Here is a 23,514-nt window from a genome sequence, read left to right on the forward strand (position 1 = left end):
TCCCTAGCCCGCGGCCGGGCGGGCGACAAGATTGATCGCGCGCTCTAGACTGCTGTCACCAAGGAACAAGCAGGTGAGGGAGATGGCGGCGAAGATCGGCAGGACAGTGGACGAGTCGCGGCCCTACTGGCCGGAGGGGCCCAGGCGGCCGCCGGGTCCCGACGGCAGAGGCGCGCCGAACATCCTGGTCGTGCTGTTCGACGACGTCGGCTTCTCCGATTTCGGCTGCTACGGCTCGCCGATCTCGACGCCGACGATCGACGCTATTGCGGGCCGTGGCCTGCGCTACACGGGCTTCCATACGACGGCGATGTGCTCGACCACGCGCGCGGCGCTGCTGACTGGCCGCAACCATCATTCTGTCGGCGTCGGCTGCCTCGCCAATTTCGATTCCGGCTATCCGGGCTATCGCGGCAAGATCGCGCGCGAGGCCGGCACGCTTGCCGAGATGCTGCGCCCGCACGGCTATCGCAACTACATGCTGGGCAAGTGGCACGTGACGCCGCTCACCGAATCGGGCGCGACCGGCCCGTTCGACGGCTGGCCGCTGGGCCGCGGCTTCGATCGCTACTATGGCTTCATGGATGCCGAGACGGACCAGTACGCCCCCGAGCTGGTGCGCGACAACACGCCGGTCGATCCCCCCGGCACCTTCGCCACGGGCTACCATTTGACGGCGGATCTGGTCGATCAGGGCATCCGCTACATCGCCGACCATGTCGCCGACAAGGCCGAAGCGCCGTGGCTGGCCTGGCTCGCGTTCGGCGCCTGCCATGCGCCGCACCAGGCGCCGTTCGACCTCATCCGCAAGTACGATGCGCTGTTTGCCGAGGGCTGGGATGTCGAGCGCGACCGGCGCCTCGCCCGACAGAAAGAGACAGGTATCGTGCCCAAGGACACGCGCCTGCCGCCGCGCAACGATCTGGTGCGTCCGTGGGCCGAGCTGCCGGAGGGCGAGCGGCGCCTCTACACGCGGCTGCAGGCCGCCTACGCCGCCATGCTGGAACACGCGGACCAGCAACTCGCCCGGTTGGTCGCGTTCCTCGACCAGGCCGGACAGCTCGACAACACGATGATCGTCGTCATGTCCGACAACGGTGCCAGCCAGGAGGGCGGGCCCTTCGGCATGGTCAACGCCATGGGGCCGTACAACCTGAGGCGTGAGCCGATCGAGGAGAAGATCGCGCGCATCGACGATATCGGCGGGCCGGACACGCATTCCAACTTCCCGTTGGGCTGGGCGATGGCCGCCAACACGCCGCTCAGGCGCTACAAGCAGAACACGCACGGCGGCGGCATCCGCGATCCGCTGGTCGTTTCGTGGCCACGCGGATTGTCGGCGCGCGGCGAGCTGCGCCATCAGTTCTGCCATGCCAGCGATCTCGTGCCGACGCTGCTGGAGGTGGTGGGCATCGAGCCGCCATCGACCATCAACGGCATTGCCCAGATGCCGATCGAGGGCACGAGCTTCGCGCCGACCCTCGAGAACCCGGCCGCGCCGGCCAAATCGTCGCCGCAGTATTTCGAGATGTTCGGCCATCGCGGCCTGTGGCAGGGCGGCTGGAAAGCGGTCGCCTATCACCCGCCGGGCAAGGCCTTCGAGCAGGATCAGTGGGAGCTGTTCCATCTCGACGAGGATTTCTCCGAGACCAACGATCTGGCGAACGCCGAGCCGGAACGGCTGAAGGCGATGGTCGCGGAATGGTGGCGGCAGGCCGAAACACACCAGGTCCTGCCGCTCGACGACCGCTTCGCGCCGCGCTTCGCCGACAATGCCAAGCGCTTCCACGGGCCGCGCAACAGGTTCGTGTTCCATGCCGGCATGGGTCATGTTCCGACCGACGTGGCGCCCGATGTCAGGAGCCGCACTTACACGATCGAGGCCGACGTTCGCATCGACGGCGCGACGACCGAAGGCGTCCTGATCGCTCATGGCGACATGACCTGCGGCTATTCGCTGTACCTGAAGGACAACCGACTGACCTACGACATGAATGTCGGCGGCGTGCATCACATCGCCGTGTCGGACCGGCCCGTGCCGGCCGGGAACAGGCGTCTCGGTCTGCGCATGCGGCGCAACAAGGGCAGGAACATCGCCACTCTTCTGATCGACGGCGAACCAGCCGGCGGCTTCGACGCCGAGCTGGGCTTCATCAGCTTCATTTCCTGGTCGGGCCTCGACATCGGACGCGATCGCGGCAGCCCGGTCTCGCACTACGACGCGCCGTTCGCCTTCACCGGCAAGCTGCGCAAGGTGACGGTCGTCCTCGACGACGACCAGGCGCTCGACAATGCCGCGGCAGCGTCGGCTGCGCTGGCGCGCGAGTAGTCCGAAGTCGCGGCGGAACCGCGGCCGGCCAGGCGCCGTTCCCTCGCCGAGGAGGTCGACATGCCGATCGTGGATGAAACGGACCGGACCCTCGAAAGCCTGATCCGCGCGTGCCAGCCCGAAACCATGCTGTTCCCGGACGATGGCCGGACCCCCAACAATGCGACGTTGCCGCTGCTGCTCTATCGCGGTGCCGTTGTTCTGCCGAAGAACCTCGATCCGGCGGCAGTCTTCGAGGAACTCTTCGTCGCCAACGGCTGGGGGCGGTCATGGCGCAACGGGGTCTACAGTTTCCTGCATTTTCATACCCGGACCCATGAGGTCCTGGGCATTGCCCGCGGCAAGGCGCGGGTGCGATTCGGCGGCGACAGGGGCGAGACCGTGACCGTGACGGCGGGAGACGTCGTTGTCCTTCCGGCCGGCACTGGGCACCAGAGGATCGGTCCGGCCGAGAACCTGCTGGTCGTCGGCGCCTATCCGCCCGGAGGCAGCTACGACCAGCTCGAGCCGGATGAGGCGGACGGCGCCGAGGCGCGCGCCCGCATTGCGCGCGTCCGGGTGCCCGCGACCGACCCGATCTATGGCTCGGACGGCCCGCTCGTCTCCTGCTGGAACGGTTGCGGGGGCTGAAGCGTCTTCGCTACTTCTCCAGCTCCTGCGCCATCTTCAGATGTTCCTGCAGTGCGGGCAGGGTTTCGTTGGCGAAGGCCTTCAGATCGGCATTGTCGCCACCCTTGGCGTAGCGCTGGAAGAGCGAGACCGCGTCCTTGTGGGCCGCCACCTGCATGTCCTCGTAGTGCTCGCTGAAGTCCTTGCCGCTCAGCTTCTTGAGCTTGTCCAGCTTCGCCTGGTGAGCGCTGTCCATCGTCGCCGGCAGCTTGGCCTTCACCTTTCCGCTGTCGACCAGCGCCCTCATCTTCTTCGAGGTCTCTGTGTGATCCTTGATCATGCGTTCGGCAAAGGCCTTGTCCTTCTCGTCCGCCTTTGCCGTCGCCAGTTGGCTGGACTGGATCTCGAGCATGTCGCTGTTGCCCGCCAGCGTGATGAAGTCCTGCGTCGTCGGCGTGACGCCGAGCGTCGCGTTGACCCCCGATTTCTCCGCGATCGACGATTGCGAATAGGCGGGCATGACCCACAGGATCAGCGCCGCGCCGCCCGACAGGATGACATTTCTCATGGTCGCCTCCTGGATGGTCGAGTTCCTCTGGCTAACGGCGGCGGCAGTTCAGACGTTGCGGAACTGCCGTCCAGTCGCCGACCGCAGCGACCGATCGACCGCAACCGTACAGGACAACGATCAGGTGCTGGCGCCCTTCGGCCCGCGATGTGGCTTGGGTCCCTTGAGATCGGCGTTCTGGCTGCCGGGAATGCCGGCGCCGCCTTCGTCGCGCGTCGTCCTGGGATTCTTCTCGCCCCCACGCTCTTCCTGCTGACCGGGCGGACCGCCGCCGGGGTTGAGTCGCTCGTATTCCATCTCGGGGGAGGAGGTCGGCTTGCGTGCCATGGTCAGGCTGCCCGCCGGCGCGCCGGCCTCTTCCTGACGGTCTTCGCCTTGGGCGACCCGAGCCGCTCGGCCGGCACCCGACCGGACCCGCCGGTCTTGAGGCTGTTGCGCAGCGCCGCCATGAGATCCACGACCTTGGTGTCGTCATTGGCGGGCTTCGCCGGCCTGATCGGGCGGCCTTTCCTCTTCTCCTCGATCAGCGCACGCAGCGCCTCTTCATAGCGGTCGGTGAAGTCGGACGGCTCGAAATCGCCCGACTGCTGCTCGACGATCTTCTCGGCAATATCGAGCATTCGCGCATCGGCCTTGGGCAGTTCCGGATGAGGCACCTCGCCCACTGCGCGCACCTCGCCGGCGGTCCGCAAGGTGGTGAGAACGAGACCGTCCTCCTCGATCTCGATGGCACAGACGCGCTCGCGCGTGTTCATGACCAGCCGGCCGATGGCGACCATCTTCTTGCGTTCCATGGCCTCGCGGATGACGACAAAGGCTTCGATCCCGGTCTTGCTTGCCGGCACGAGATGGTAGGGCATGTCCCAGTAGAGGCGATCGATCGAGCTTCGCGGAACGAACTTCTCGATGTCGATGACGCGGGTCGATTCGAGCTTCACGGCGGCGAAATCCTCCTTGTCGAGCAGGACGTATTCGCCTTTCGCCACCTCGAACCCCTTCACCAGATCGCCGCGCGACACTTCCTCTCCGGTGCCGGCATCGACCGTCACCATCCGGATGCGATTGTTGGTCTGCGGATTGATGAGATTGAAGCGCACGGTGTCCGCGCTGCTGGTGGCGGCGTAGAGCGCCACCGGGCAGGTGACGAGCGACAGACGCAGATGACCTTCCCAGGACGGCCGTACGGCCATGAGAACCCCCTTCCAAGATGATCCGAGCCGGCTGGCTTTGCCTGACTCAACATTGGTCGAGGCCATGCGTTGCACCGCCGACGACGGTCCCAGATGTGGGGCCACGTTCCTCTTTCGGTCTCCCATCCATGGCAGAAGAGATGCGCCGTCATCGGCATTGGGCCGTCATCGGCATTGGCACGTCGTGACCGGCGTCCGATGATACGAAAGCCGCCAACGATCTGCCGCGCATCAGGAGAGAATCGAAGGTCGCCCATGAAGGCCATGGTCCTCAACGCCATCGGCAAGCCGCTCGAGCTCCAGCACCGTGCCGATCCGGAGCCCGGGCCCGGGGAGATCCGGGTGCGCATCGAAGCCTGCGCCGTCTGCCGTACCGATCTTCATGTGGTCGACGGCGAACTGCCCGATCCGAGAGTCCCGATCGTGCCGGGACACGAGATCGTGGGTATCGTCGACAGGGTGGGCGCTGGCGAGCTCGGCCATAGCCTTGGCGCCAGGGTTGGCATCCCGTGGCTTGGCCATACCTGCGGCTGTTGCGCCTATTGCCGGTCCGGTCAGGAGAATCTCTGCGACCGGCCGGTCTTCACCGGCTACACGCGCGACGGCGGCTTCGCCAGCCATGTCGTTGCCGATGCCGCCTACGCCTTTGCCCTCGATGGCTTCCGCGACCCCGTCGCGGCGGCCCCCTTGATGTGCGCCGGCCTGATCGGCTGGCGCTCCCTGCGGCTGGCCGGCGAGGGCCGTCGGATCGGCCTCTACGGCTTCGGCGCCGCAGCTCATATCATCGCCCAGGTCTGTCGCTGGCAGGGTCGCGACGTCTATGCCTTCACGCGAGAAGGCGATCTGAGGGCCCAGGATCATGCGCGCAGCCTCGGCGCCGTTTGGGCGGGCGGGTCGGACAAGCGGCCACCCGTCCCGCTCGACTGCGCCATCATCTTCGCCCCCGTCGGCCCGCTGGTGCCGGCCGCCTTGGCGACTGTCCGCAAGGGCGGCCGCGTCGTTTGCGGCGGGATCCACATGAGCGACGTGCCGTCCATGCCTTACCGCCTGCTGTGGGAGGAGCGGCAACTGGTCTCGGTCGCCAATCTCACGCGACGCGATGCCGTCGAGTTCCTCGACCTCGCGCCAAGAGCCGGGGTGCGGACGACCACCACTGCCTATCGATTGGAGGAGGCCAACGAGGCGCTGGACGATCTGCGGCGCGGCCGTCTGCAAGGGGCGGCCGTCCTGGTTCCCTGAGCGGTCACCGCATCAGCCGCCGCTGCGGTTGGGATCGACCGGCGTCCAGCGCCATTCCCTGACCTCGGGCATGTCCTCGCCGTGCTCGCGGATATAGGCCGCGTGTTCGGTCAGCTTGTCGCGGATCGCCTGCTTGGCGTAGGCCGCGACGGTGGCGAGCCGGGGCACGCGGTCGATCACGTCGGCGGCCAGATGGAAGCGGTCGAGCTTGTTGCGCACGACCATGTCGAACGGCGTCGTGGTCGTGCCTTCCTCGTTGTAGCCGTGGACATGCAGGCTATCGTGATTGGCCCGCCGGTAGGTCAGGCGATGGATCAGGGCGGGATAGCCGTGATAGGCGAAGATCACGGGCTTGTCCCTGGTGAAGAGCGCGTCGAAATCGCGGTCGGCGAGGCCGTGCGGGTGCCGCTCGGGCGGCTGAAGCGTCATCAGGTCGACGATGTTGACGACCCGGATCTTGAGGTCCGGGATGTGCCGGCGCAACAGATCGACGGCGGCCAGGGTCTCGAGCGTGGGAACGTCCCCTGCGCAGGCCATCACGACGTCGGGCTCGACTCCGCGGTCGGTGCTCGCCCACTCCCACATGCCGATGCCCGCCGAGCAGTGCTTGACGGCCGCCTCCATCGACAGCCACTGCGGTTGCGGCTGCTTTCCCGCCACGATCACGTTGATGCGGCTCCAGCTCCGCAGGCAATGGTCCATGACGAACAGCAGCGAATTGCCGTCGGGCGGCAGGTAGACGCGCACGATCTCGGCCTTCTTGTTGCAGACATAGTCGATGAAGCCGGGATCCTGGTGGCTGAAGCCGTTGTGATCTTGGCGCCAGACATGCGAGGTGAGGAGGTAGTTGAGCGACGGTATCGGTCGCCGCCAGGGGATCTCGCGGATCGTCTTCAGCCACTTGGCATGCTGGTTGAGCATCGAATCGACGATATGGATGAAGGCTTCGTAGCAGGTGAAGACGCCGTGCCGGCCGGTGAGCAGATAGCCCTCCAGCCATCCTTGGCAGGTGTGCTCCGAGAGGATTTCCATGGCCCGGCCGTCGGGTGCGAGATGGTCGTCGTAGGGCAACCGCTCTGCGTTCCAGGCGCGGTCGGTCGCCTCGAAAATGTGCGACAGGCGGTTCGATGCGATCTCGTCCGGCCCGAAGACGCGGAAGTTCCGGCTCGCGGCGCTCGCCCTGATGACGTCGCGCAGGAAGGCCGCCATCACCGCGGTCGCCTGGGCGTTTCGCTTCCCCGGCTGCTTGACCTCGACGGCATAGGGCCTGAAATCGGGAAGGTCGAGCGCGCGCAGGGGCAAGGTGCCGTTGGCATGCGGATTGGCGCTCATGCGCAGGTCGCCGGTCGGTGCGAGGGCGGCGATCTCTGACCTCGGCGCTCCCTTGTCGTCGAACAGCTCATCCGGCCGATAGCTCTTCATCCAGTGCTCGAGGAGCTTCACGTGTTCGGGCTTGGCCGCCATCTCGGCGAACGGCACCTGGTGCGAGCGCCAGTAGCCCTCGGTGCGCAGGCCGTCGACCTCCTTGGGCCCCGTCCAGCCCTTGGGCGTCTTGAGGATGATCATGGGCCAGCGCGGCCGATGCTTCAGACGGCCCGCCCGCGCCTCGTGCTGGATGTGCCGGATCTCGTCGAGGACCTTGTCGAGAGTTGCGGCCATAAGCTGGTGCACGATCTCGGGATCGTCGCCTTCGACGACATGCGGCTCGTGGCCGTAGCCCACCATCAGGCTGCAGAGCTCGTCGCGCCCGATGCGGGCGAGGACGGTGGGATTGGCGATCTTGTAGCCGTTCAGATGCAGGATCGGCAGCACCGCGCCGTCGGTCGCGGGATCGACGAACTTGTTGGAGTGCCAGGAGGTGGCGAGCGGCCCGGTTTCCGCCTCGCCGTCGCCGATCACGCAGCTCACGATGAGCCCGGGATTGTCGAATATCGCGCCATAGGCGTGGGAGAGCGAATAGCCGAGCTCGCCGCCTTCATGCATCGAGCCCGGCGTCTCGGGCGCGGCATGGCTCGGGATGCCGCCCGGGAAGCTGAACTGCTTGAACAGGCGCTGCATGCCCGTCTCCGTTTGCGGCACATGCGGGTAGATCTCGCTGTAGGTGCCCTCGAGCCAGGCGTTGGCGACCACGCCCGGACCGCCATGGCCGGGTCCGGCGATATAGATCATGTCGAGCTTGCGCGCCTTGATGGCCCTGTTGAGGTGCACGTAGACGAAGTTCAGGCCCGGCGTCGTGCCCCAATGGCCGAGCAGCCGCGGCTTGATGTCGGCAAGCTCGAGCGGCCGTTTCAGGAGCGGATTGTCGAGCAGGTAGATCTGGCCGACCGAGAGATAGTTGGCGGCGCGCCACCAGGCGTCGATGAGCTCGAGTTCCCGGGACGAGAGGGGAGCATCGGTCGGTGGCGCGGCTTTCGACATGGTGATCTCCTTTCAGGGCGGTGGATGGCCGTCGATCACGCGGCGTGTATGACGGGCGATCATCAGGTTCTCGTCGGTTGGGATTGCCCAGGCCGAGACCCGGGAGGCAGCGGTCGAGATACGCGGCCCGCCCGCGGCGTTCGCCTCTTCGTCGAGGGCAATGCCGAGCCATCGCGCATCGTTGCAGACCCGCGCGCGAATGGGCGCCGCGTTCTCGCCGATGCCGCCGGTGAAGACGAGCGCGTCGAGGCCGCCCACTGTGGCGGCCAGCGATCCGAGCTCGCGGCCGATGCGGTAGACGAACAGGTCGACCGCTTCCCGGGCGCCGGGCCGGTCGCTCGCCAGCAGGGTTCGCATATCGCTCGAGAGGCCGGAGACCCCCAGCAGGCCCGAGTGGTCGTAGAGCAGCCGCTCGGCGGCCGCAACGCCGAGCCCTTCGCTGCGCATGACGTAGAGAAGCGCGCCGGGATCGAGCGTGCCGCAGCGGGTGCCCATCGGCAGGCCGTCGAGCGCCGTCAGGCCCATCGTCGTGGCCACGCTCCGCCCCTTGTCGATCGCACACATGCTGGCCCCATTGCCGAGATGGGCCACGACCACCTTCCCTGCCGCGCACTCGGGCGCGACGGCCGGCAATGCCGACGCGATGTACTCGTAGGACAGGCCATGGAAACCGTAGCGCCGCACACCCTTGTCGATCAAAGCGCGCGGCAGGGCGAACCGAGCGGCCACAGCCGGCTGCGTCGCATGGAAGGCAGTGTCGAAGCAGGCGACCTGCGGCACCTCGGGCGCGACCGCCCGGACTGCCCGAATGGCCGCCAGATTGTGCGGCTGGTGCAGAGGCGCGAGCGGCACCAGCTTTTCGAGCCTGCCAATCACGGCATCGTCGATCGCGACGGGACGGCAAAAGACGGCGCCGCCATGGACGACGCGATGGCCTACGCCCTCGAACGCGCTTTCGCGTCCGACATGGCCTGCCAGCCAGTCGTGGAGGGCGGCAAAGGCATGATCGTGATCCCGGCCATCGACTGGACGATCGACGAGGCTGTGTCCCCGCGTATCGGCCGCCGTCAGGCGCGCCTTGGCGCCGAGGCTCTCGACCTGACCATGGAGATCCAGGCGAAGTGATCGATCGGCCTCCGTCTCGAAGACCGAGAACTTGAGGCTAGATGACCCGGCGTTGAGGACGAGGATCGGCTCTTGCACTGCTTGCGCCCCCTGCTGGTCCCGATCCTCGATGGGACGGTCTCGTGGTGACGATGGTCAACTCCGGTGAACCACCAATGTTCCGGCTGGCGACGACACAGCGCGCCATGGTTGCAACCGTGCCGCTCAAGATATGGCGTGAGACCAATCTGCAGCCCCTAGGTATGTACCGTCGTTGTGACCGATTCGAGACTGGGGGTGTTTCTGCTTTCGCAGAGGCGAAATTTTCCTAGCTTCGGCTGGCGAGGGAGCTGCCGAAATGCCCGACGGTCTGTTTTTGGATTTGCCTGAGAAGCGACTGACGATCGCTGAAGTGGCATCGTCGACGGCCTATTCGGCGCATACAAAGACGACGCACAACCGCCTCTGGCGATGGATCCTGCGGCTGGCGCTGCCGGCCCTCGCTTTCCTTTCCGGCCTTGTCCTCTACTGGATCTGGTTCGACCAGGCCTATGGCGGCACCGAATGGACCACGATCGTCGTCGGCCTGCCGCTGGCGGTCGAGGCCATCGCGGTGACGTTGTGGTCGGTGAGCGCCTGGTCGTCGAACGATCTGATCTGACCAGAGGGCGGGCCACAGCCGGCTCGTGCACCGGTTGCTCGCCCGCTACTCCGCAGCCAGCGGCATCCGCTTCAAAAGGCCGAGCGGGCTTCTGGCAGTCTGCAGCTTCTCGGCATAGGCGTCGAGCCAGTCGACGCTGGCGGGTGCGATGAACGCCCCGCCGCGCGCGCCGCGACAGATGTCGGGATTGTCGACCGTTGCCGGCACCTTACCCTCCCTGGCGAGGGTCTGTGCCGCTTCCAGGAGCCGCTTGCGCGTGAGGGCAATCATGCGATCCGACGGCGCCAGATGCTCCAGCGTGCGGTCGACGATCTCGCCCATGCATTCGACCGCCGCCTGATCCTGTCGGCCGATGCCCTGGATGCCGGTGTAGTTCACGTTCTTCTGCATCTCGCGGTCGATGAAATAGTCGTTCTCGCGGCGCGCCACGAGACGATGGCGGCCGTACCAGTCGTTGGTGTTCGGCAGGTACTTCATGTCGGGCGCGAGGCCTGGAATCCAGTCGCCGTTCCTGAGCGTCTCGAGCGGCCGGGTCTTCTGCTTCCAGGCGAGGTTGTAGGTCATGGTGTGCGTGTCATCCATGGGCACGTTCAAGGTGCAGGCGACCTGGTCCTCGAACGACCCGTTGGGCGTGAGCGTGATGAACGGGAACATGAAGTGCGCGAAGCGGTAGTAGTAGGTACCGGGCTCGGCCGGTCGGTACGCCGCATACATCGTGCCCCACTCGGTCTCGGTCGCCTTGTAGTCGGGTGCGCGGGCGCCCACGCTCCACTTGTGGATGGTGTCGGGATCGACATCCTCGACCTTGAGGCTGCCGATATGCAGGAAGCCGAAGTGTGAGGTGTCGATGTCACCTTCGAGAGACTGGAACCAGTTGCATTCGCGCTGGTGGACGCGGGTGAAGCGGTCCTCCTCGGGCAGCATCAGGATCTCGAGGTTGGGCAGCGGCGGCGCCTCGACGCGCGGCCCCATGTAGGTCCAGACGAAGCCCGCGCGCTCGACGACCCGGTAAGCCCTGGCCTTGACGCGGTGCCTGAAGTCCTGCGCCGGCGGCACGTTGGGCATGTCGACGCAGTTGCCTTCGACGTCGAACTTCCAGCCGTGATAGACGCAGCGCAGGCCGCCTTCCTCGTTGCGGCCGAAGAACAACGATGCACAGCGATGCGGACAACGATGCTCCATGATGCCGACGCGGCCGCCGGTGTCACGGAAAGCAATGAGCTGTTCGCCGAGCAGCAGGAGGCGCATCGGCTCGCCGTCGGCCTGCAGTTCCGAGGAAAGGCAGGCCGGAATCCAGTATTCGCGCATGAGATTGCCCATCGGCGTGCCCGGCCCGATGCGGCACAGCATTTCGTTGTTGGCTGCAGTAAGCATCGTTTCCTCCAGTTCGTCCGTTGACCGGACTTTCGTACGATTTTCAGACAGAGCTCATCGCAACAATGAGCGTCGGACGCAAAGCGCGTTCGACGCCGCAAACCAAGCTCTTGGACGCCCGGGCGGGCGTCGGTACGCGTCAGACGCCCGCCGGCTTGCGCGGCGGCCACATACGGGAAAGCTCACCCGTGGGATTGGAATAGGTGGCGAAGTCGGCTTTGCCGCGCGCGTCGTGGAAATGCGTCAGTGCCCAGACCACGGTGGGGAAGGCGAGCTGCTCCCAGGGAATGTCGGCCCAATCGAGCAATGCCACCGCCTCGCTCTCCACGCCCGGCGCGATATCGGCATTCACCAGCCGCGCGCGATACATGATCTGCACCTGGCCGATGCGCGCCACGCTGTACATGGCGAGCAGCCGGTCGATCTCGATCGTGGCGCAGGCCTCCTCGCGTGCCTCGCGCGCGGCTGCCTGCTCGGTGGTCTCGCCCAGCTCCATGTAGCCCGCGGGCACGGTCCAGAAGCCCTTGCGCGGCTCGATGGCGCGCTTGGCGAGCAGGATCTTGTCACCCCAGGTGCATACCGCGCCGGCCACGATCTTGGGGTTCTGGTAGTGGATGAACTCGCAGCGTGCGCAGACCAGGCGCTCGCGATTGTCGCCTTCCGGAATGCGCTTCTCGAAGTGCTCTGGCGGATCCCAGGGAAGCCGTGGCCGATCGGGAAGGAGGGGAGGCGTGCTCATCGCCTCCCAGTCCTACGCCGCCCGACGGAGCGCCGCAACGCCCGGCAGGGTCTTGCCCTCCATCCATTCCAGGAAGGCGCCGCCCGCCGTCGAGACATAGGAGAACTTCTCCTCCACGCCCGCGGCGGCTAGGGCTGCCACGGTATCGCCGCCGCCCGCGACCGAGAGCAGCTTCTTCGCGCTGGTGAGGTCGGCGACAGTGTTCGCCAAGGCCACGGTGCCCCGATCGAACGGCTTCATCTCGAAGGCGCCGAGCGGGCCGTTCCAGACCAGCGTGGCGCAGTCGCCCACTTCCTTCTGGTAGAGCGCGATCGACTTCGGGCCGATGTCGAGGATCATCTGGTCGTCGGGGCAGGCGTCGGCGCTCACCACCTTGCTCGGCGCGCCGGCCTTGAACTCGCCCGCGACGACGACATCGACCGGCAGCAGGACGGTGCATTTCGCGGCCCTGGCCTTGCCCAGGATCTCGAGCGCCGTCTTGCCGAGATCCTTCTCCGACAGCGACTTGCCGATGGAAAGGCCCTGCGCTTGCAGGAAGGTGTTGGCCATGCCGCCGCCGATGATGAGCTTGTCGACCCTGGCGACCAGGTTGCCGAGCAGGTCGAGCTTGGTCGACACCTTGGCGCCGCCGACCACGGCACAGACTGGCCGCTTCGGCTTGCCCAGCGCCTTGTCGAGCGCCTCGAGCTCGGCCTGCATCAGCCGGCCGGCCATTGCCGGCAATCGATGGGCCACGCCTTCAGTCGAAGCATGAGCGCGGTGCGCGGCGGAGAAGGCGTCGTTGACATAAAGGTCGCCGAGCGCCGCGAGCTTTGTGGCGAAGGCAGGGTCGTTCTTCTCCTCCTCCTTGTGGAAGCGCAGATTCTCCAGCAGCAAGACCCCGCCCTGCTTCAGCGCGGCCACGGCCGCTTCCGCCGCGGGACCGATGCAGTCGTCGGCGAAAGCCACCGGCTTGCCCAGCGCCTCGCTCAGGGGCTCGACCAGCGGCTTGAGCGACATCTCCGGCGCGCGCTTGCCGTCGGGCCGGCCGAAATGGCTGAGCACGATCACCTTGGCGCCCCTCGACGAGAGCTCGGCGAGAGTTGGCGCAGCGCGCTCGATGCGCGTGGCGTCCGTCACCTTGCCGTTCTTCATCGGGACGTTGAGGTCGACCCGTACCAGCACCCGCTTGCCCTCGACCTTCTCGGCGTCGATCGTCCTGAAGTCGCTCATGTCATCGCTCTTCGAAAAATCCGGAGTCTGCCGCTATCGGCCCGCTGCCTAGCGCTTCCTGATCACGAAAACCAGCACCTCGCCTTCGCGGCTTGTCGAGACCAATTCGTGGCCCGTCTGTCTGCAGTAGGCGGGAAAGTCCTGCTCCGCCGCCGGATCGGTCGCGCGCACCGTGAGAAGGCCGCCGACTGGCACTTCGCGCAGCTTGCGGTTGGCCCGCAGCACGGGCAGCGGGCAGAGCAGCCCGGTGGCGTCGTATTCCAGCGTCTCGGTCATTGGCGCCGATAGTATTGCATTGCTTCCGGCACCCAGCGCCGAATGTTCTCGATGCGGGTCTCGTCCGCGGGATGGGTGCTGAGCCATTCCGCCTGACGGCCGCCCTTGTTGGCCGCGCGCATGCGCTCCCACAGACCGATCGCTTCGTGGGGATCGTAGCCGGCGCGGGCCATCAGGATGAGACCGATGTGATCGGCTTCCGCTTCCTGCGTGCGCGACATCGGCAGCAGGATGCCGACGCTGGCGCCGGCGCCGAGTGCGGCAATCACGAGCGGCGAATACGAGGTCGTGCGGCGATTGCCGGACGTGCTGAGGGCAACGGCCGCCGCCGCGACGCCGGCGGAAACGAGGGTCTGATCGCTCAGTCGCTCGGCGCTATGCCGCGCCAGGGCATGGGCGACCTCGTGGCCGATGACAGTCGCCAGGCCGGCTTCGTTTCGGGTGATCGGCAGCAGGCCCGAATAGACGGCGATCTTGCCGCCCGGCAGGCAGAAGGCGTTGGGCTCGTTCTTCTGGATGGCGCGGAACTCCCAGTGATAGTGCGGCGCCTGCCACAGTTCTTCCGGCGGCGATTCGGCGGCCGTCGCGATCCGGCGGCCCACCTTCTCGACCAGCGCATTGAATTCGGCGTTGTGCGACGCCGGCTCCTGGGACAGCACCTGCCGATAGGCCTGCAGACCCATCTCGCGTTCCTCGCTTTCGCTCACGAGCATGAGCTGCGAGCGTCCGGTGATGGGTGCGGATTCGCACGCCGACAGCACAATCGTCATGCCACCGAGCGCGATCAGGAAACGCAGGATCTTGTGCATGACGCGATTCTAGTGGCCGCGATTCTCCTGGTCGAGAGCGGCTAGGAAGCAAAAAAGCCAGGACCGCCGCGACGCTTGAGCTCCTCGCCCGCGTCGCGACCCAGACGCCCGGCATCCGAAGCCGGCCCGCGCCGCTCGGTGGCGACAAGCCCGGAGCCGTCCGGCTTGGCGATCAGGCCGCGCAGGTAAAGCGCACCGTTCGCGTCGAGCACCGCATGACCCGCGATCGGCGTTCGGCAGGAGCCGTCGAGCACCGCAAGCATCGCATGTTCGGCGGCGACGCAGGTCGCGGTGGGCGCATGGTCGATGGCGGCCAGCCAGCCGCGCGTTCGGGCGTCGTCGGCACGGCATTCGATGCACACCGCACCCTGGCCGACGGCCGGCAGGATCTCCTCCTCTGGAATCGGCGTTCCGACGGCAAGGCCGAGCCGCTTGAGACCGGCGAGCGCCAGCAGGGTCGCGTCGACCGCGCCCGCCTTCAATTTGGCGAGGCGCGTGTCCACATTGCCTCGGAAGTTCACGATCTCGAGGTCGGGCCGGCGATAGAGGAGCTGGGCCTTGCGCCTGAGCGCCGAGGTGCCGACGATCGCACCGCGCTCGAGGTCGGCAATACGCTGCACGCCTTCCGCGATGAGCACGTCGCGCACGTCCTCTCGTGGCAGGAAGGCGGCGATCGCGAGTCCCGGCGGCTGCGCGGTCGGCATGTCCTTCATGCTGTGCACGGCGCCGTCGATGCGGCCCGTCAGCAGCGCCTCCTCGATCTCCTTGACGAACAGGCCCTTGCCGCCCGCTTCCGCCAGGGGGCGATCCTGGATCGCATCGCCGGTCGTCCGGATGGCGATGATCTCGATGGCGCCAGGCGCGGCCAACGCCGGCACCGCGGCTGCGAGCGCATCGCGCACCAGTCCGGTCTGGGTCAGGGCAAGCTTGCTGCCGCGCGTGCCGAGGCGCAGGAGGGGAGCGGCCATGGCGCTCTCTAGCGCAGCGTTGCCTCGGAGGCTAGAAGGGCCGCATGCGTGTGATGGGCATCGAGACGAGCTGCGACGAGACGGCGGTTGCCATCGTCGAGGCGCCGGCGGACCCGCGACCCGTCGGCCACATTCTGGCCAACGTCGTCTACAGCCAGTTGACTGAGCATCGCCGTTTCGGCGGCGTGGTGCCCGAGATCGCCGCACGCGCCCATCTCGAGCGGCTGGACGGGTTGATCGCGAACGCATTGTCGGAGGCAAAGCTCGGCTTCGCCGACCTCGACGCGATCGCGGCCACGGGCGGGCCGGGCCTGATCGGCGGCGTGATGGTGGGGGTCATGACCGCCAAGGCCATCGCGTTCGCACACGACAAGCCGTTCATCGCTGTCAATCATCTCGAGGGGCACGCGCTTTCGGTGCGGCTCACCGAGAACGTGTCTTTTCCCTACCTCCTGCTGCTGGTGTCGGGAGGCCACTGCCAGCTCCTGACGGTCGAAGGGCCCGGCCGGTTCAAGCGCCTCGGTACGACCATCGACGACGCGGTCGGCGAATGCTTCGACAAGACGGCGAAGCTTCTGGGCCTGGGCTTCCCCGGCGGTCCGGCGGTCGAGCGGGCGGCCTCGGGCGGCGATGCGGCGCGCTTCGCGCTGCCGCGGCCGATGTGGCGCAAGCCCGGCTGCGACTTCTCCTTCTCCGGCCTCAAGACTGCGGTGCGGCAGGCGGCGGAGAAGCTCGCGCCCGGCGATGGGCAGGCGATCGCCGATCTCTGCGCCTCGTTCCAGCGCACGGTGGGCGACGTGCTGGTGGATCGCTGCGCCAACGCGCTGGACCTTGCGCCTGCACCCGCCCTCGTCGTCGCCGGCGGCGTCGCCGCGAACGCCTATCTCCGCCGCCGCCTCGAGACGCTTGCCGTCCTGCACGGCGTGCGGTTGGTGGCCCCGCCCGTGAAGCTCTGCACCGACAACGGCGCGATGATCGCGTGGGCGGGGCTCGAGCGTCTGCGGCTCGGCATGGTCGATTCGCTCGACTTCCGCCCGCGGCCGCGCTGGCCCCTCGACACCGGCGAACGGATCGCGGCATGAGCCGTGGCCCGGAAGTCGCCACGCTGTTCGGCACGCCGGTCGTGTCGCTCGACCTGCCGGAGGCTGCCGCACTCAACACGGAGCTGCGGGCCGTGATCGTCGAGCGCCAGAAGGTCCATCCCGGCACGCAGCACTCCAACCTGGGCGGCTGGCAATCGAGCTGGGACATGGAGCGCTGGGGCGGACCGCCCGCCATCAAGCTGCTGGCGTTCGGACGCAACACCGCCAACCGCGTGACGACCGACCGTCGGGGCAAGCCGGTCGCGATCACCTGGCGCGCCAACATGTGGGCCAACGTCAATCGCAGCGGCCATGCCAACGAGTTCCACTCCCATCCGGGCAGCTTCTGGTCGGGCGTCTACTATGTCGACGATGGGGGCATCGCCGACGATCCGTCGTTGGGCGGTGAGCTGGAGTTCATGGATCCGCGCGGCCCCGGTCCGGCGATGTACGCGCCCCAGCTCGCTTTTGGCGCCGCCGGCCTGTCGGTCGGCGCCAACGAAACGGTGCGGCCGAAAGCTGGCCGGCTCGTCATGTTCCCGGCGTGGCTGCTGCATCAGGTGCGCCCCTACAAGGGCAATGCCGAGCGCATCTCGATCGCCTTCAACCTGAGCCTCTGACAGCCTTGGATGCCATCGGGCATATCGGCGTGGTGGGCGGCGGGGCCTGGGGCACCGCGCTTGCCTGCCTTGGCCGCCGCGCCGGGCGCAAGGTCACCCTGTGGTCGCGCGATCGTGCAATCTCGCACGCGATCGAGAAGCAGCGGGTCAATCCCGTCTATCTGCCGGAGATTGCGCTCGATGCCGGCATCGAGGCGGCGGCGGACCTGGCGAGGCTTGCAGCCTGCGATGTCGTCCTGCTCGCCTGTCCGGCGCAGGTCGTCCGCACGCTCGCCGCGCAGCTTTCCGGCGACGCGCCGATCGTGGTCTGCGCCAAGGGCATCGAGGCCGCGACTGGTCTGCTGATGCCGGAGGTGCTGGCCGATGTCTTGCCGCGACGGCCGGTGGCGCTGCTGTCGGGACCCAGCTTCGCCGAGGAGGCGGTGCGCGGCCTGCCCACCGCGATCAGTATCGCGACCGCCGATCCGGCGCGCGGGCGAGCCCTCGCGGTGGCCTTGGCCTCGGGTGTCTTCCGGCCGTACTGGACGCACGACGTGCTGGGCGTCGCTGTGGGCGGGGCGGTGAAGAACGTCCTCGCCATCGCCGCCGGCATCGTCGAGGGCCGCGGCCTCGGCGCCAATGCGGCGGCGGCCCTGATCACGCGCGGTTTCGCGGAAATGGCGCGCTTTGGCCAGGCGTTGGGCGCGGAGCTCGAAACGCTGGCCGGGCTGAGCGGCCTCGGCGACCTGGTGCTGACCTGCCACGGGCCGCTTTCGCGCAACCGGTCTCTGGGCGTGGCGTTGGGCAAGGGCCAAACGCTTGCCGGCTTCATGCAGGGGCGGCGGCAGGTCGTCGAAGGCGAGGCGACGGCGCCGGCCGTCCTGGCGCGCGCCGGCCGGCTCGGCATCGAGATGCCGATTTGCGCCGCCGTCGATGCTATCCTCCATCGCGGAGCGGAGCTCGACGAGGCGATCCGCGGCCTGCTGGCGCGGCCGTTGCGCCGGGAAGGGGAGTGACATGGCTTACTGGCTCATCAAGTCCGAGCCTTCGGCTTATTCCTGGGATCAGCTCGTAAGGGAGAAGCGCACTTCCTGGACCGGTGTGCGCAACCCCCAGGCGACGATCAACCTCAAGGCGATGAAGGTGGGCGATCGCTGCTTCTTCTACCATTCGGGTGAAGGCAAGGAGATCGTGGGCATCGCCGAGGTGGTGAAGGCGGCCTATCCCGATCCGACCGACAAGGCCGGAAAGGCGGTGACGGTCGACGTCGCGGCCGTCGGGCCGGTCAAGCAGCCGGTCACGCTCTCCGCCATCAAGGCCGATCCGGGCTTCGCGGACTTCAAGCTGGTGCGCCAGTCGCGCCTCTCGGTCGTGCCGGTGAGCGCCGACCACTGGAAGCTGCTCCTGAAGATGTCCGGCGGAAAGTGATCGGCCGATCGTCGTGCCGTCCTAGCGCGTCACCCACGCCGCATAGTCGCGCGCCACGTCCTCGACGGCGGTTTCGTAGATCCGCTTGCCATGCTCGGGCGTGGCGAGGTTGGGATCGGAGCCGATGCGGCCATCGGGGAAAGCGCGGCGATAGTCCTCGGCGTCGGCGAAGGAGCCGTGGGGCGCGATGCGCGGTTCCATCGTCTTCTGCTGCATCGTCTGCGGATAGCCGTACCAGGTGACGGCCACCTCCGATGGCGTGGCATGGCTGCCTTCGGCACTGCCGTAAAGTTCGCGGCTGAGACCCTTGACGCCGCTGCTTTCCCACCAGTTGCGCAGGGCACACCTGATCGACGGCTGGTTGCCGAGCTTCTCCATCGACCGTTCGGCATAGATCTCGGAGAAGGCGGCGGTCACGGTGGCCACGTTGCCGCCGTGGCCGTTCACGAAATAGAAGCGCGTGAAGCCGTGTCGCGCCAGTGAGACCACGGTGTCGCGCACCACGGCGATCAAGGTCGTGGGCCGCAAGGTGACCGACCCGGGGAAGGCCAGATGATGCTGCGCCATGCCCACCGAGATCGTCGGCGCCACCAGCGCGCCGGCCTTCTCGCCTGCGCCGCGCGCGATCATCTCGGCCGTCAGCGCGTCCGTGCCGATGAGGCCGGTCGGCCCATGCTGCTCGGTCGAGCCGATCGGGATGATGATGCCGGTCCTGGTCTTGAGATAGTCCTCGACGAACTGCCATGTCTTGAGCTGAAGCTGCACGGACGACTCCACCACTTCTGTCACGCCGCAACGACGAATGCTGTCATCCCGAGCGACGCGAGGGATCCTTGATCCAAAGCCGCGAAAGATCCCTCGCTTCGCTCGGGATGACAAGGCTAGGCAATCGAAAACAATTCGGGCTCGGTAATCGGCGCCTCGCAGGAGAGGTTGCGGCAGACATAGAGCGCCGGCTTGCCGCCGACCAAACCCTTGCCGAATGCGGGATGGTGCTCGGGCAGCGACGCATCGGGTGCGAGGCGCCGCACGATCTTGTTGGGCAGGCTCTTGGCGTACACGGCGCGGCGCAGCGACTCGGTTTCCGTGCGCGCCGGATCGCCCACGATCACGAGCTCGACGGCACGCTGCAGCGTCTCGTAGCCGTTCAGCAGCGTCATCAGCGGGAAGAAGTTGCCTTCGAGCTCGCCGGCAAAAGCGGCGACCTGCTTCTCCGCCTTGTCGTGCCAGGCCTCTTCGCCGGTCACGATCCAGAGTCGTGCGAAAACATCGACCAGCGTGCCGTTGCCCGAGGGCACCGCATTGTCGTGGCAGTGCTTGGTGCGCACGATCAGGTCGGCGGCATCGTCGGCGGTGATGAAATAACCGCCAGCCTGCGGATCGGCAAAGTGCTGGTCGAGCACGGCCACGAGCGCCTTCGCCTCCTCGAGATAGCCGGTCTCGCCGGTCGTCTCGAACAGCGCGATGCCGGCGCGCGCCAGGTTGGCATAGTCGTCCAGCGTGCCGCGATGCAGTCGTTTGCCGGCGCGATGCGAGTGGAACAGCCGGCCGTTCGCATCGCGCATCTCGTCCATGACGAACCGCCAGGCGCGCACCGCGGCGGCGAGCCAGTCGTCGCGCTGGAACACGGCGGCGGCGTTGGCAAGCGCCGCGATCATCAACCCGTTCCAGTCGGCCAGCACCTTGTCGTCCCAGCCGGGCCACGCACGCTTGTCGCGCACCGCCTTGAGCCTTGCCTGCAAGGTCGCGAGCCGCTGCTCTCCGGCCTCGTCGAGGAGCGCCGGTGAACGGTTGCGATGGAGGATATTGCGGTGCTCCCAGTTGCCCTCGGAGGTGACGTCGTAGACTTCGCGGAAGAAGGCGCCATCCTCCGCGCCCAGCGCGGCGTCGATCTCGGCCGCGTCCCAGACATAGAACTTGCCCTCGACGCCCTCGCTGTCGGCATCGTAGGTGGCCGCGAAGCCGCCGCCTTCGGCGATCATCTCGCGCAGCACCCAGTCGCAGGTCTCGGCGATGCGCGTGGCGTAGAGCCGGCTCCCTGTCTCCTGCCAGACCAGCGTCAGCAGATCGACAAGCTGCGCGTTGTCGTAGAGCATCTTCTCGAAATGGGGGATCAGCCAGTGCGCGTCGGTGGCGTAGCGGGCGAAGCCCCCGCCCAGATGATCGTAGATGCCGCCCTGGCACATCCGGTCGAGCGTGACGATCACCGCATCGAGGAGCTTGGGATTGCTGCGTCCGCGCAGCCAGCCGCGCCAGATGTTCTCGAACACGTAGGGTGAGGGGAATTTCGGCGCCTGGCCGAAGCCGCCCCATACCGGATCGCAGGCATCGGCGAGACGGGCGGCGATCTGGTCGAGCAGCGGGAGGGGGATCAACGGACCGTCGCCCTTGGGAACGACCGCCTTGTTGGCGGCGCCCTCGCGCAGGGCCTTCAGGAGACCGGTGCGGTTGGTCTCGATGTCCTGCGGCTTCTCGCGCCAGGCCTGCGCCACGGCCCTCAGCACGTCGACGAAGCTCGGCCGGCCGAAGCGGGCGGGGTAGGGGAAATAAGTCCCGCCCCAGAAGGGCTCGCCCGCCGGCGTGCAGAACATGGTGAGCGGCCAGCCGCCGTGCTCGCCCAGGAGATGCAAAGCCTGCATGTAGATCGCATCGACGTCGGGCCGTTCCTCGCGGTCGACCTTGATGTTGACGAACAGCTCGTTCATCACCGCGGCGACCTCGGGTGTTTCGAAGCTCTCGTGCGCCATCACGTGGCACCAGTGGCAGGCGGCATAGCCGACCGACAGCAGGATCGGCCGATTGGTGCGCGTGGCCTCGGCCAAGGCCTCTTCGCCCCACGGCCACCAATGCACGGGATTGTGCGCATGCTGCAGGAGATAGGGGCTGGTCTCGGCGCCGAGGCGGTTGCGTCCTTCGCTCATGCCGAACCCTCTCCGAGATTGCCTTCGCTGTTGATCAGCAGCACGCGGGCATCCTTGTCGAGCCCCACCGCTCCTCGGGCGTCCTTGTTTCCGCACAGGCGGACGAGCGCGGCGAGCCCGGCGCAACCCGAGGGTCCCGAGGCGATCGCGGGATCATTGCCCAGCGGATGGCCGAGCAGTTGGCGGGTCGGCATCACCTGGTCCTCCTCGATGGTCATGAACCAATCCGCCCCGAAACCGATGACCGGCCAGGTGATGGGCGAGATTTCGCGGCAGGCAAGGCCGCCCATCACCGTGTCGGCATTGCCGCTTGCAGAGGCAGGCTTGCCCGCCAGGTTGCTCTGGAACCAGCAGTCGGCGCTGCTGGGTTCAACGATCACGAACAGCGGGCGTTGCGGCAGCGTCGCCCAGAGATAGCCGATCAGGGCGGCGGCAAGCCCGCCCACGCCGGCCTGGATGAGGACATGGGTCGGCATCTGCGGCCACTGCCGCACGATCTCGTCGGCCAAGACCGTGTAGCCGCGCATGACATCGCGCGGCACGGTCTCGTAGCCGGGCCAGGACGTGTCGGAGATGATCGTCCAGCCATTCTGCCCGGCTTGCCGCCGGCATTCGGCGACGGCGGTGTCGTAGTCGCCGTCGATTCGGATCACCTCGGCGCCGCGCGCGCGGATGGCCGCCTCCTTCTCCGCGCTCGTGAACCTGGGCAGGAAGATCACGCATCGTGCGCCGACCAGTTGCGCGCCCATGGCGACCGACCGGCCGTGATTGCCCGAGCTCGCCGTCGTGAACACGAAATCGGCAGGCCTGCGGCCCTTGTGCGCTGCCATGAACTCGTGGACCGCGAACACGCCGCCCAGCGCCTTGAAGGCGCCGAAGCCGAAGCGCTGGCTCTCGTCCTTGACCCGGACCTCGCCGACTTCGAGCCGCTCGGCGAGCGCCGGCAGCGCCAGCAGCGGCGTCGGTCCCTTGTCGGGGACACCGAGGCTGCCGATATCGGGCAGGCTGGTCGGATCGATGACCGCGCGCTGCGCGGCGGCGTAGCGCCGGGAGCGGTCGGCGCGGGGGTTGCGGGCGAGCCAGTCGAGAACCATGCCCGGTCATACCATGGCCGGGGCCGCCGATATCCCCCAAGGTACAGGGCTATCGCACGTGCTCATTTCCGTTATTGTGAGCATCCGTTCGTGTCATCCCGAACGCAGTGAGGGATCTTTGGCGGCGCCCGATCGAGAATCCCTCGCTGCGCTCGGGATGACACCGTCTGCCGAACTTTCTCGCAAATGAAAGTGCCGTCATGAAAGTGAATGTCGAAGTGATCTGCACGCCCGAGGAGGCACGGGCCTTCTTCGGTCTGCCTGACCTCAAGCCGATGCAGGATCGGGTGATGGGCGAGATCGAGGAGCGGCTGCGCTCCAGCCTGAACGCGATGAACCCCGAGGCGATCTTCAAGACCTGGCTGCCGGCCTCCATGCAGGGCGTCGAGCAGATGCAGCAGATCCAGCAGGCCTTCTGGTCGCAGCTCGCCAATATCGCCTCGGGCAAGAAGGAATGATGCCAGCATGAGCATGCGTGAGAAGCCGAGCGATCCCGAGCCCTACTACGAAGCCCACGTCTTTTGCTGCACCAACCGGCGACCGGCCGGTCATCCGCGCGGCTGTTGCGCCGACAAGGGGTCGGAGGAGCTGCGCGACTACATGAAAGGCCGGGCGAAGGAACTCGGGCTGAAGAAGGTGCGCGTCAACATCGCCGGCTGTCTCGACCGCTGCGAGCTCGGGCCGACGGTGGTGGTCTATCCCGAGGGCGTCTGGTACTCGGTCGCAACCAAGGCGGACGTCGACGAGGTCCTGCAGACCCATCTGGTGCAGGGTGGCCGGGTCGACCGGCTGATGCTGCGGACGACGGACAAGCTGCCGAAAGACCGGGTGAAAGGCTGACGCCGCTCGCCCTCCCGGCCGCTGCTTTTTGCGTGCCGCAGGCAGACATCGACC

General features: G+C 67.2%; 24 protein-coding genes. 10 read left to right on the forward strand and 14 right to left on the reverse strand.

The window, feature by feature from the left end:
- The first annotated feature begins 82 nt into the window (after positions 1–82).
- Positions 83–2,329: an arylsulfatase gene (locus tag OJF58_RS12015; protein ID WP_300784568.1), complete on the forward strand. Its 2,247-nt coding sequence runs from the start codon at positions 83–85 to the stop codon at positions 2,327–2,329.
- A 60-nt stretch (positions 2,330–2,389) separates the two neighbouring features.
- Complete coding sequence (locus tag OJF58_RS12020) at positions 2,390–2,959, forward strand: cupin domain-containing protein (RefSeq protein WP_300784569.1); 570 nt, start codon at positions 2,390–2,392, stop codon at positions 2,957–2,959.
- Between the two features lie 10 nt (positions 2,960–2,969).
- Here OJF58_RS12020 and OJF58_RS12025 read toward each other — a convergent pair whose 3' ends face one another.
- From OJF58_RS12025 to OJF58_RS12035, 3 genes are all read right to left on the reverse strand, one after another.
- Positions 2,970–3,506, reverse strand: coding sequence for a DUF4142 domain-containing protein (locus OJF58_RS12025; protein WP_300784570.1), 537 nt, complete (start codon positions 3,504–3,506; stop codon positions 2,970–2,972).
- A 120-nt stretch (positions 3,507–3,626) separates the two neighbouring features.
- Positions 3,627–3,833: a hypothetical protein gene (locus OJF58_RS12030; RefSeq protein ID WP_300784571.1), complete on the reverse strand. Its 207-nt coding sequence runs from the start codon at positions 3,831–3,833 to the stop codon at positions 3,627–3,629.
- Between the two features lie 2 nt (positions 3,834–3,835).
- Entirely contained in the window at positions 3,836–4,696 is an 861-nt protein-coding gene (locus OJF58_RS12035; RefSeq protein ID WP_300784573.1) for a Ku protein, read from the reverse strand.
- Between the two features lie 255 nt (positions 4,697–4,951).
- Between OJF58_RS12035 and OJF58_RS12040 the strand changes: the two genes are divergently transcribed.
- Positions 4,952–5,935: a zinc-dependent alcohol dehydrogenase family protein gene (locus OJF58_RS12040; protein ID WP_300784575.1), complete on the forward strand. Its 984-nt coding sequence runs from the start codon at positions 4,952–4,954 to the stop codon at positions 5,933–5,935.
- A 12-nt stretch (positions 5,936–5,947) separates the two neighbouring features.
- Here the strand turns inward: OJF58_RS12040 and OJF58_RS12045 are convergent, their stop codons facing one another.
- Together OJF58_RS12045 and OJF58_RS12050 are read right to left on the reverse strand one after the other, a co-directional pair.
- Positions 5,948–8,353, reverse strand: a complete 2,406-nt coding sequence (locus OJF58_RS12045) for a phosphoketolase (RefSeq protein ID WP_300784576.1) — start codon at positions 8,351–8,353, stop codon at positions 5,948–5,950.
- Between the two features lie 12 nt (positions 8,354–8,365).
- A complete protein-coding gene (locus OJF58_RS12050) occupies positions 8,366–9,556 on the reverse strand; it encodes an acetate/propionate family kinase (RefSeq protein ID WP_300784578.1) in 1,191 nt (396 codons plus the stop codon).
- 313 nt (positions 9,557–9,869) lie between these two features.
- Here OJF58_RS12050 and OJF58_RS12055 point away from each other — a divergent pair, with 313 nt between their 5' ends.
- Entirely contained in the window at positions 9,870–10,118 is a 249-nt protein-coding gene (locus OJF58_RS12055) for a hypothetical protein (protein ID WP_300784581.1), read from the forward strand.
- 45 nt (positions 10,119–10,163) lie between these two features.
- Here the strand turns inward: OJF58_RS12055 and OJF58_RS12060 are convergent, their stop codons facing one another.
- The 6 genes from OJF58_RS12060 to hemC form a co-directional block, all read right to left on the reverse strand.
- Positions 10,164–11,492: a Rieske 2Fe-2S domain-containing protein gene (locus tag OJF58_RS12060; protein ID WP_300784583.1), complete on the reverse strand. Its 1,329-nt coding sequence runs from the start codon at positions 11,490–11,492 to the stop codon at positions 10,164–10,166.
- A gap of 139 nt (positions 11,493–11,631) precedes the next feature.
- Positions 11,632–12,231 (reverse strand): NUDIX hydrolase, encoded by a 600-nt coding sequence (locus OJF58_RS12065; RefSeq protein ID WP_300784584.1) that lies wholly within the window; start codon positions 12,229–12,231, stop codon positions 11,632–11,634.
- Between the two features lie 12 nt (positions 12,232–12,243).
- The gene (locus OJF58_RS12070) at positions 12,244–13,443 is read right to left on the reverse strand and encodes a phosphoglycerate kinase (protein ID WP_300784585.1); all 1,200 of its coding nucleotides are present in this window, start codon (positions 13,441–13,443) and stop codon (positions 12,244–12,246) included.
- 48 nt (positions 13,444–13,491) lie between these two features.
- Positions 13,492–13,719, reverse strand: coding sequence for a sulfurtransferase TusA family protein (locus tag OJF58_RS12075; protein WP_300784586.1), 228 nt, complete (start codon positions 13,717–13,719; stop codon positions 13,492–13,494).
- The gene (locus tag OJF58_RS12080) at positions 13,716–14,528 is read right to left on the reverse strand and encodes a M48 family metallopeptidase (RefSeq protein WP_300784588.1); all 813 of its coding nucleotides are present in this window, start codon (positions 14,526–14,528) and stop codon (positions 13,716–13,718) included. The genes OJF58_RS12075 and OJF58_RS12080 overlap by 4 nt, the downstream gene beginning before the upstream one ends.
- A 41-nt stretch (positions 14,529–14,569) precedes the next feature.
- Positions 14,570–15,496 (reverse strand): hydroxymethylbilane synthase, encoded by a 927-nt coding sequence (hemC, locus tag OJF58_RS12085; protein WP_300784589.1) that lies wholly within the window; start codon positions 15,494–15,496, stop codon positions 14,570–14,572.
- A gap of 44 nt (positions 15,497–15,540) precedes the next feature.
- Between hemC and tsaD the strand changes: the two genes are divergently transcribed.
- Genes tsaD through OJF58_RS12105 form a run of 4 tightly spaced genes read left to right on the forward strand, consistent with a single transcriptional unit; the run spans position 15,541 to position 18,605 of the window.
- Positions 15,541–16,578, forward strand: coding sequence for a tRNA (adenosine(37)-N6)-threonylcarbamoyltransferase complex transferase subunit TsaD (gene tsaD / locus OJF58_RS12090; RefSeq protein ID WP_300784591.1), 1,038 nt, complete (start codon positions 15,541–15,543; stop codon positions 16,576–16,578).
- Positions 16,575–17,198, forward strand: coding sequence for a 2OG-Fe(II) oxygenase family protein (locus tag OJF58_RS12095; protein WP_300784593.1), 624 nt, complete (start codon positions 16,575–16,577; stop codon positions 17,196–17,198). Before tsaD ends, OJF58_RS12095 begins: the two co-directional genes overlap by 4 nt.
- Positions 17,199–17,203: 5 nt before the next feature.
- Positions 17,204–18,193 carry an NAD(P)H-dependent glycerol-3-phosphate dehydrogenase gene (locus OJF58_RS12100; protein ID WP_300784595.1) on the forward strand — a complete coding sequence of 330 codons (990 nt, stop codon included), beginning with the start codon at positions 17,204–17,206 and terminating at the stop codon, positions 18,191–18,193.
- A gap of 1 nt (position 18,194) precedes the next feature.
- Positions 18,195–18,605: an EVE domain-containing protein gene (locus tag OJF58_RS12105; protein WP_300784597.1), complete on the forward strand. Its 411-nt coding sequence runs from the start codon at positions 18,195–18,197 to the stop codon at positions 18,603–18,605.
- A gap of 21 nt (positions 18,606–18,626) precedes the next feature.
- Here the strand turns inward: OJF58_RS12105 and OJF58_RS12110 are convergent, their stop codons facing one another.
- The 3 genes from OJF58_RS12110 to OJF58_RS12120 all read right to left on the reverse strand — a co-directional run bounded on the left by OJF58_RS12110 (position 18,627) and on the right by OJF58_RS12120 (position 22,620).
- Complete coding sequence (locus OJF58_RS12110; protein WP_300784599.1) at positions 18,627–19,370, reverse strand: creatininase family protein; 744 nt, start codon at positions 19,368–19,370, stop codon at positions 18,627–18,629.
- Positions 19,371–19,486: 116 nt separating this feature from the next.
- Entirely contained in the window at positions 19,487–21,526 is a 2,040-nt protein-coding gene (locus OJF58_RS12115) for a thioredoxin domain-containing protein (protein ID WP_300784601.1), read from the reverse strand.
- Positions 21,523–22,620 (reverse strand): diaminopropionate ammonia-lyase, encoded by a 1,098-nt coding sequence (locus OJF58_RS12120; protein WP_300784603.1) that lies wholly within the window; start codon positions 22,618–22,620, stop codon positions 21,523–21,525. The genes OJF58_RS12115 and OJF58_RS12120 overlap by 4 nt, the downstream gene beginning before the upstream one ends.
- Before the next feature lie 200 nt (positions 22,621–22,820).
- Between OJF58_RS12120 and OJF58_RS12125 the strand changes: the two genes are divergently transcribed.
- Both OJF58_RS12125 and OJF58_RS12130 read left to right on the forward strand, forming a co-directional pair.
- Positions 22,821–23,078, forward strand: a complete 258-nt coding sequence (locus tag OJF58_RS12125) for a DUF6489 family protein (RefSeq protein ID WP_300784605.1) — start codon at positions 22,821–22,823, stop codon at positions 23,076–23,078.
- Between the two features lie 7 nt (positions 23,079–23,085).
- Positions 23,086–23,460, forward strand: coding sequence for a (2Fe-2S) ferredoxin domain-containing protein (locus OJF58_RS12130; protein ID WP_300784607.1), 375 nt, complete (start codon positions 23,086–23,088; stop codon positions 23,458–23,460).
- Positions 23,461–23,514 lie beyond the last annotated feature (54 nt).

This window comes from Enhydrobacter sp., from assembly GCF_030246845.1.
GTDB lineage: Bacteria > Pseudomonadota > Alphaproteobacteria > Reyranellales > Reyranellaceae > Reyranella.

Excerpts from the sequence above, each read along its gene's own strand:
- OJF58_RS12015 (WP_300784568.1), top strand. The coding sequence starts at position 83 with ATGGCGGCGAAGATCGGCAGGACAGTGGACGAGTCGCGGCCCTACTGG.
- OJF58_RS12020 (WP_300784569.1), top strand. The coding sequence starts at position 2,390 with ATGCCGATCGTGGATGAAACGGACCGGACCCTCGAAAGCCTGATCCGC.
- OJF58_RS12025 (WP_300784570.1), bottom strand. The coding sequence starts at position 3,506 with ATGAGAAATGTCATCCTGTCGGGCGGCGCGGCGCTGATCCTGTGGGTC.
- OJF58_RS12030 (WP_300784571.1), bottom strand. The coding sequence starts at position 3,833 with ATGGCACGCAAGCCGACCTCCTCCCCCGAGATGGAATACGAGCGACTC.
- OJF58_RS12035 (WP_300784573.1), bottom strand. The coding sequence starts at position 4,696 with ATGGCCGTACGGCCGTCCTGGGAAGGTCATCTGCGTCTGTCGCTCGTC.
- OJF58_RS12040 (WP_300784575.1), top strand. The coding sequence starts at position 4,952 with ATGAAGGCCATGGTCCTCAACGCCATCGGCAAGCCGCTCGAGCTCCAG.
- OJF58_RS12045 (WP_300784576.1), bottom strand. The coding sequence starts at position 8,353 with ATGTCGAAAGCCGCGCCACCGACCGATGCTCCCCTCTCGTCCCGGGAA.
- OJF58_RS12060 (WP_300784583.1), bottom strand. The coding sequence starts at position 11,492 with ATGCTTACTGCAGCCAACAACGAAATGCTGTGCCGCATCGGGCCGGGC.
- OJF58_RS12065 (WP_300784584.1), bottom strand. The coding sequence starts at position 12,231 with ATGAGCACGCCTCCCCTCCTTCCCGATCGGCCACGGCTTCCCTGGGAT.
- OJF58_RS12070 (WP_300784585.1), bottom strand. The coding sequence starts at position 13,443 with ATGAGCGACTTCAGGACGATCGACGCCGAGAAGGTCGAGGGCAAGCGG.
- OJF58_RS12075 (WP_300784586.1), bottom strand. The coding sequence starts at position 13,719 with ATGACCGAGACGCTGGAATACGACGCCACCGGGCTGCTCTGCCCGCTG.
- OJF58_RS12080 (WP_300784588.1), bottom strand. The coding sequence starts at position 14,528 with ATGCACAAGATCCTGCGTTTCCTGATCGCGCTCGGTGGCATGACGATT.
- hemC (WP_300784589.1), bottom strand. The coding sequence starts at position 15,496 with ATGGCCGCTCCCCTCCTGCGCCTCGGCACGCGCGGCAGCAAGCTTGCC.
- tsaD (WP_300784591.1), top strand. The coding sequence starts at position 15,541 with ATGCGTGTGATGGGCATCGAGACGAGCTGCGACGAGACGGCGGTTGCC.
- OJF58_RS12095 (WP_300784593.1), top strand. The coding sequence starts at position 16,575 with ATGAGCCGTGGCCCGGAAGTCGCCACGCTGTTCGGCACGCCGGTCGTG.
- OJF58_RS12105 (WP_300784597.1), top strand. The coding sequence starts at position 18,195 with ATGGCTTACTGGCTCATCAAGTCCGAGCCTTCGGCTTATTCCTGGGAT.
- OJF58_RS12115 (WP_300784601.1), bottom strand. The coding sequence starts at position 21,526 with ATGAGCGAAGGACGCAACCGCCTCGGCGCCGAGACCAGCCCCTATCTC.
- OJF58_RS12120 (WP_300784603.1), bottom strand. The coding sequence starts at position 22,620 with ATGGTTCTCGACTGGCTCGCCCGCAACCCCCGCGCCGACCGCTCCCGG.
- OJF58_RS12125 (WP_300784605.1), top strand. The coding sequence starts at position 22,821 with ATGAAAGTGAATGTCGAAGTGATCTGCACGCCCGAGGAGGCACGGGCC.
- OJF58_RS12130 (WP_300784607.1), top strand. The coding sequence starts at position 23,086 with ATGAGCATGCGTGAGAAGCCGAGCGATCCCGAGCCCTACTACGAAGCC.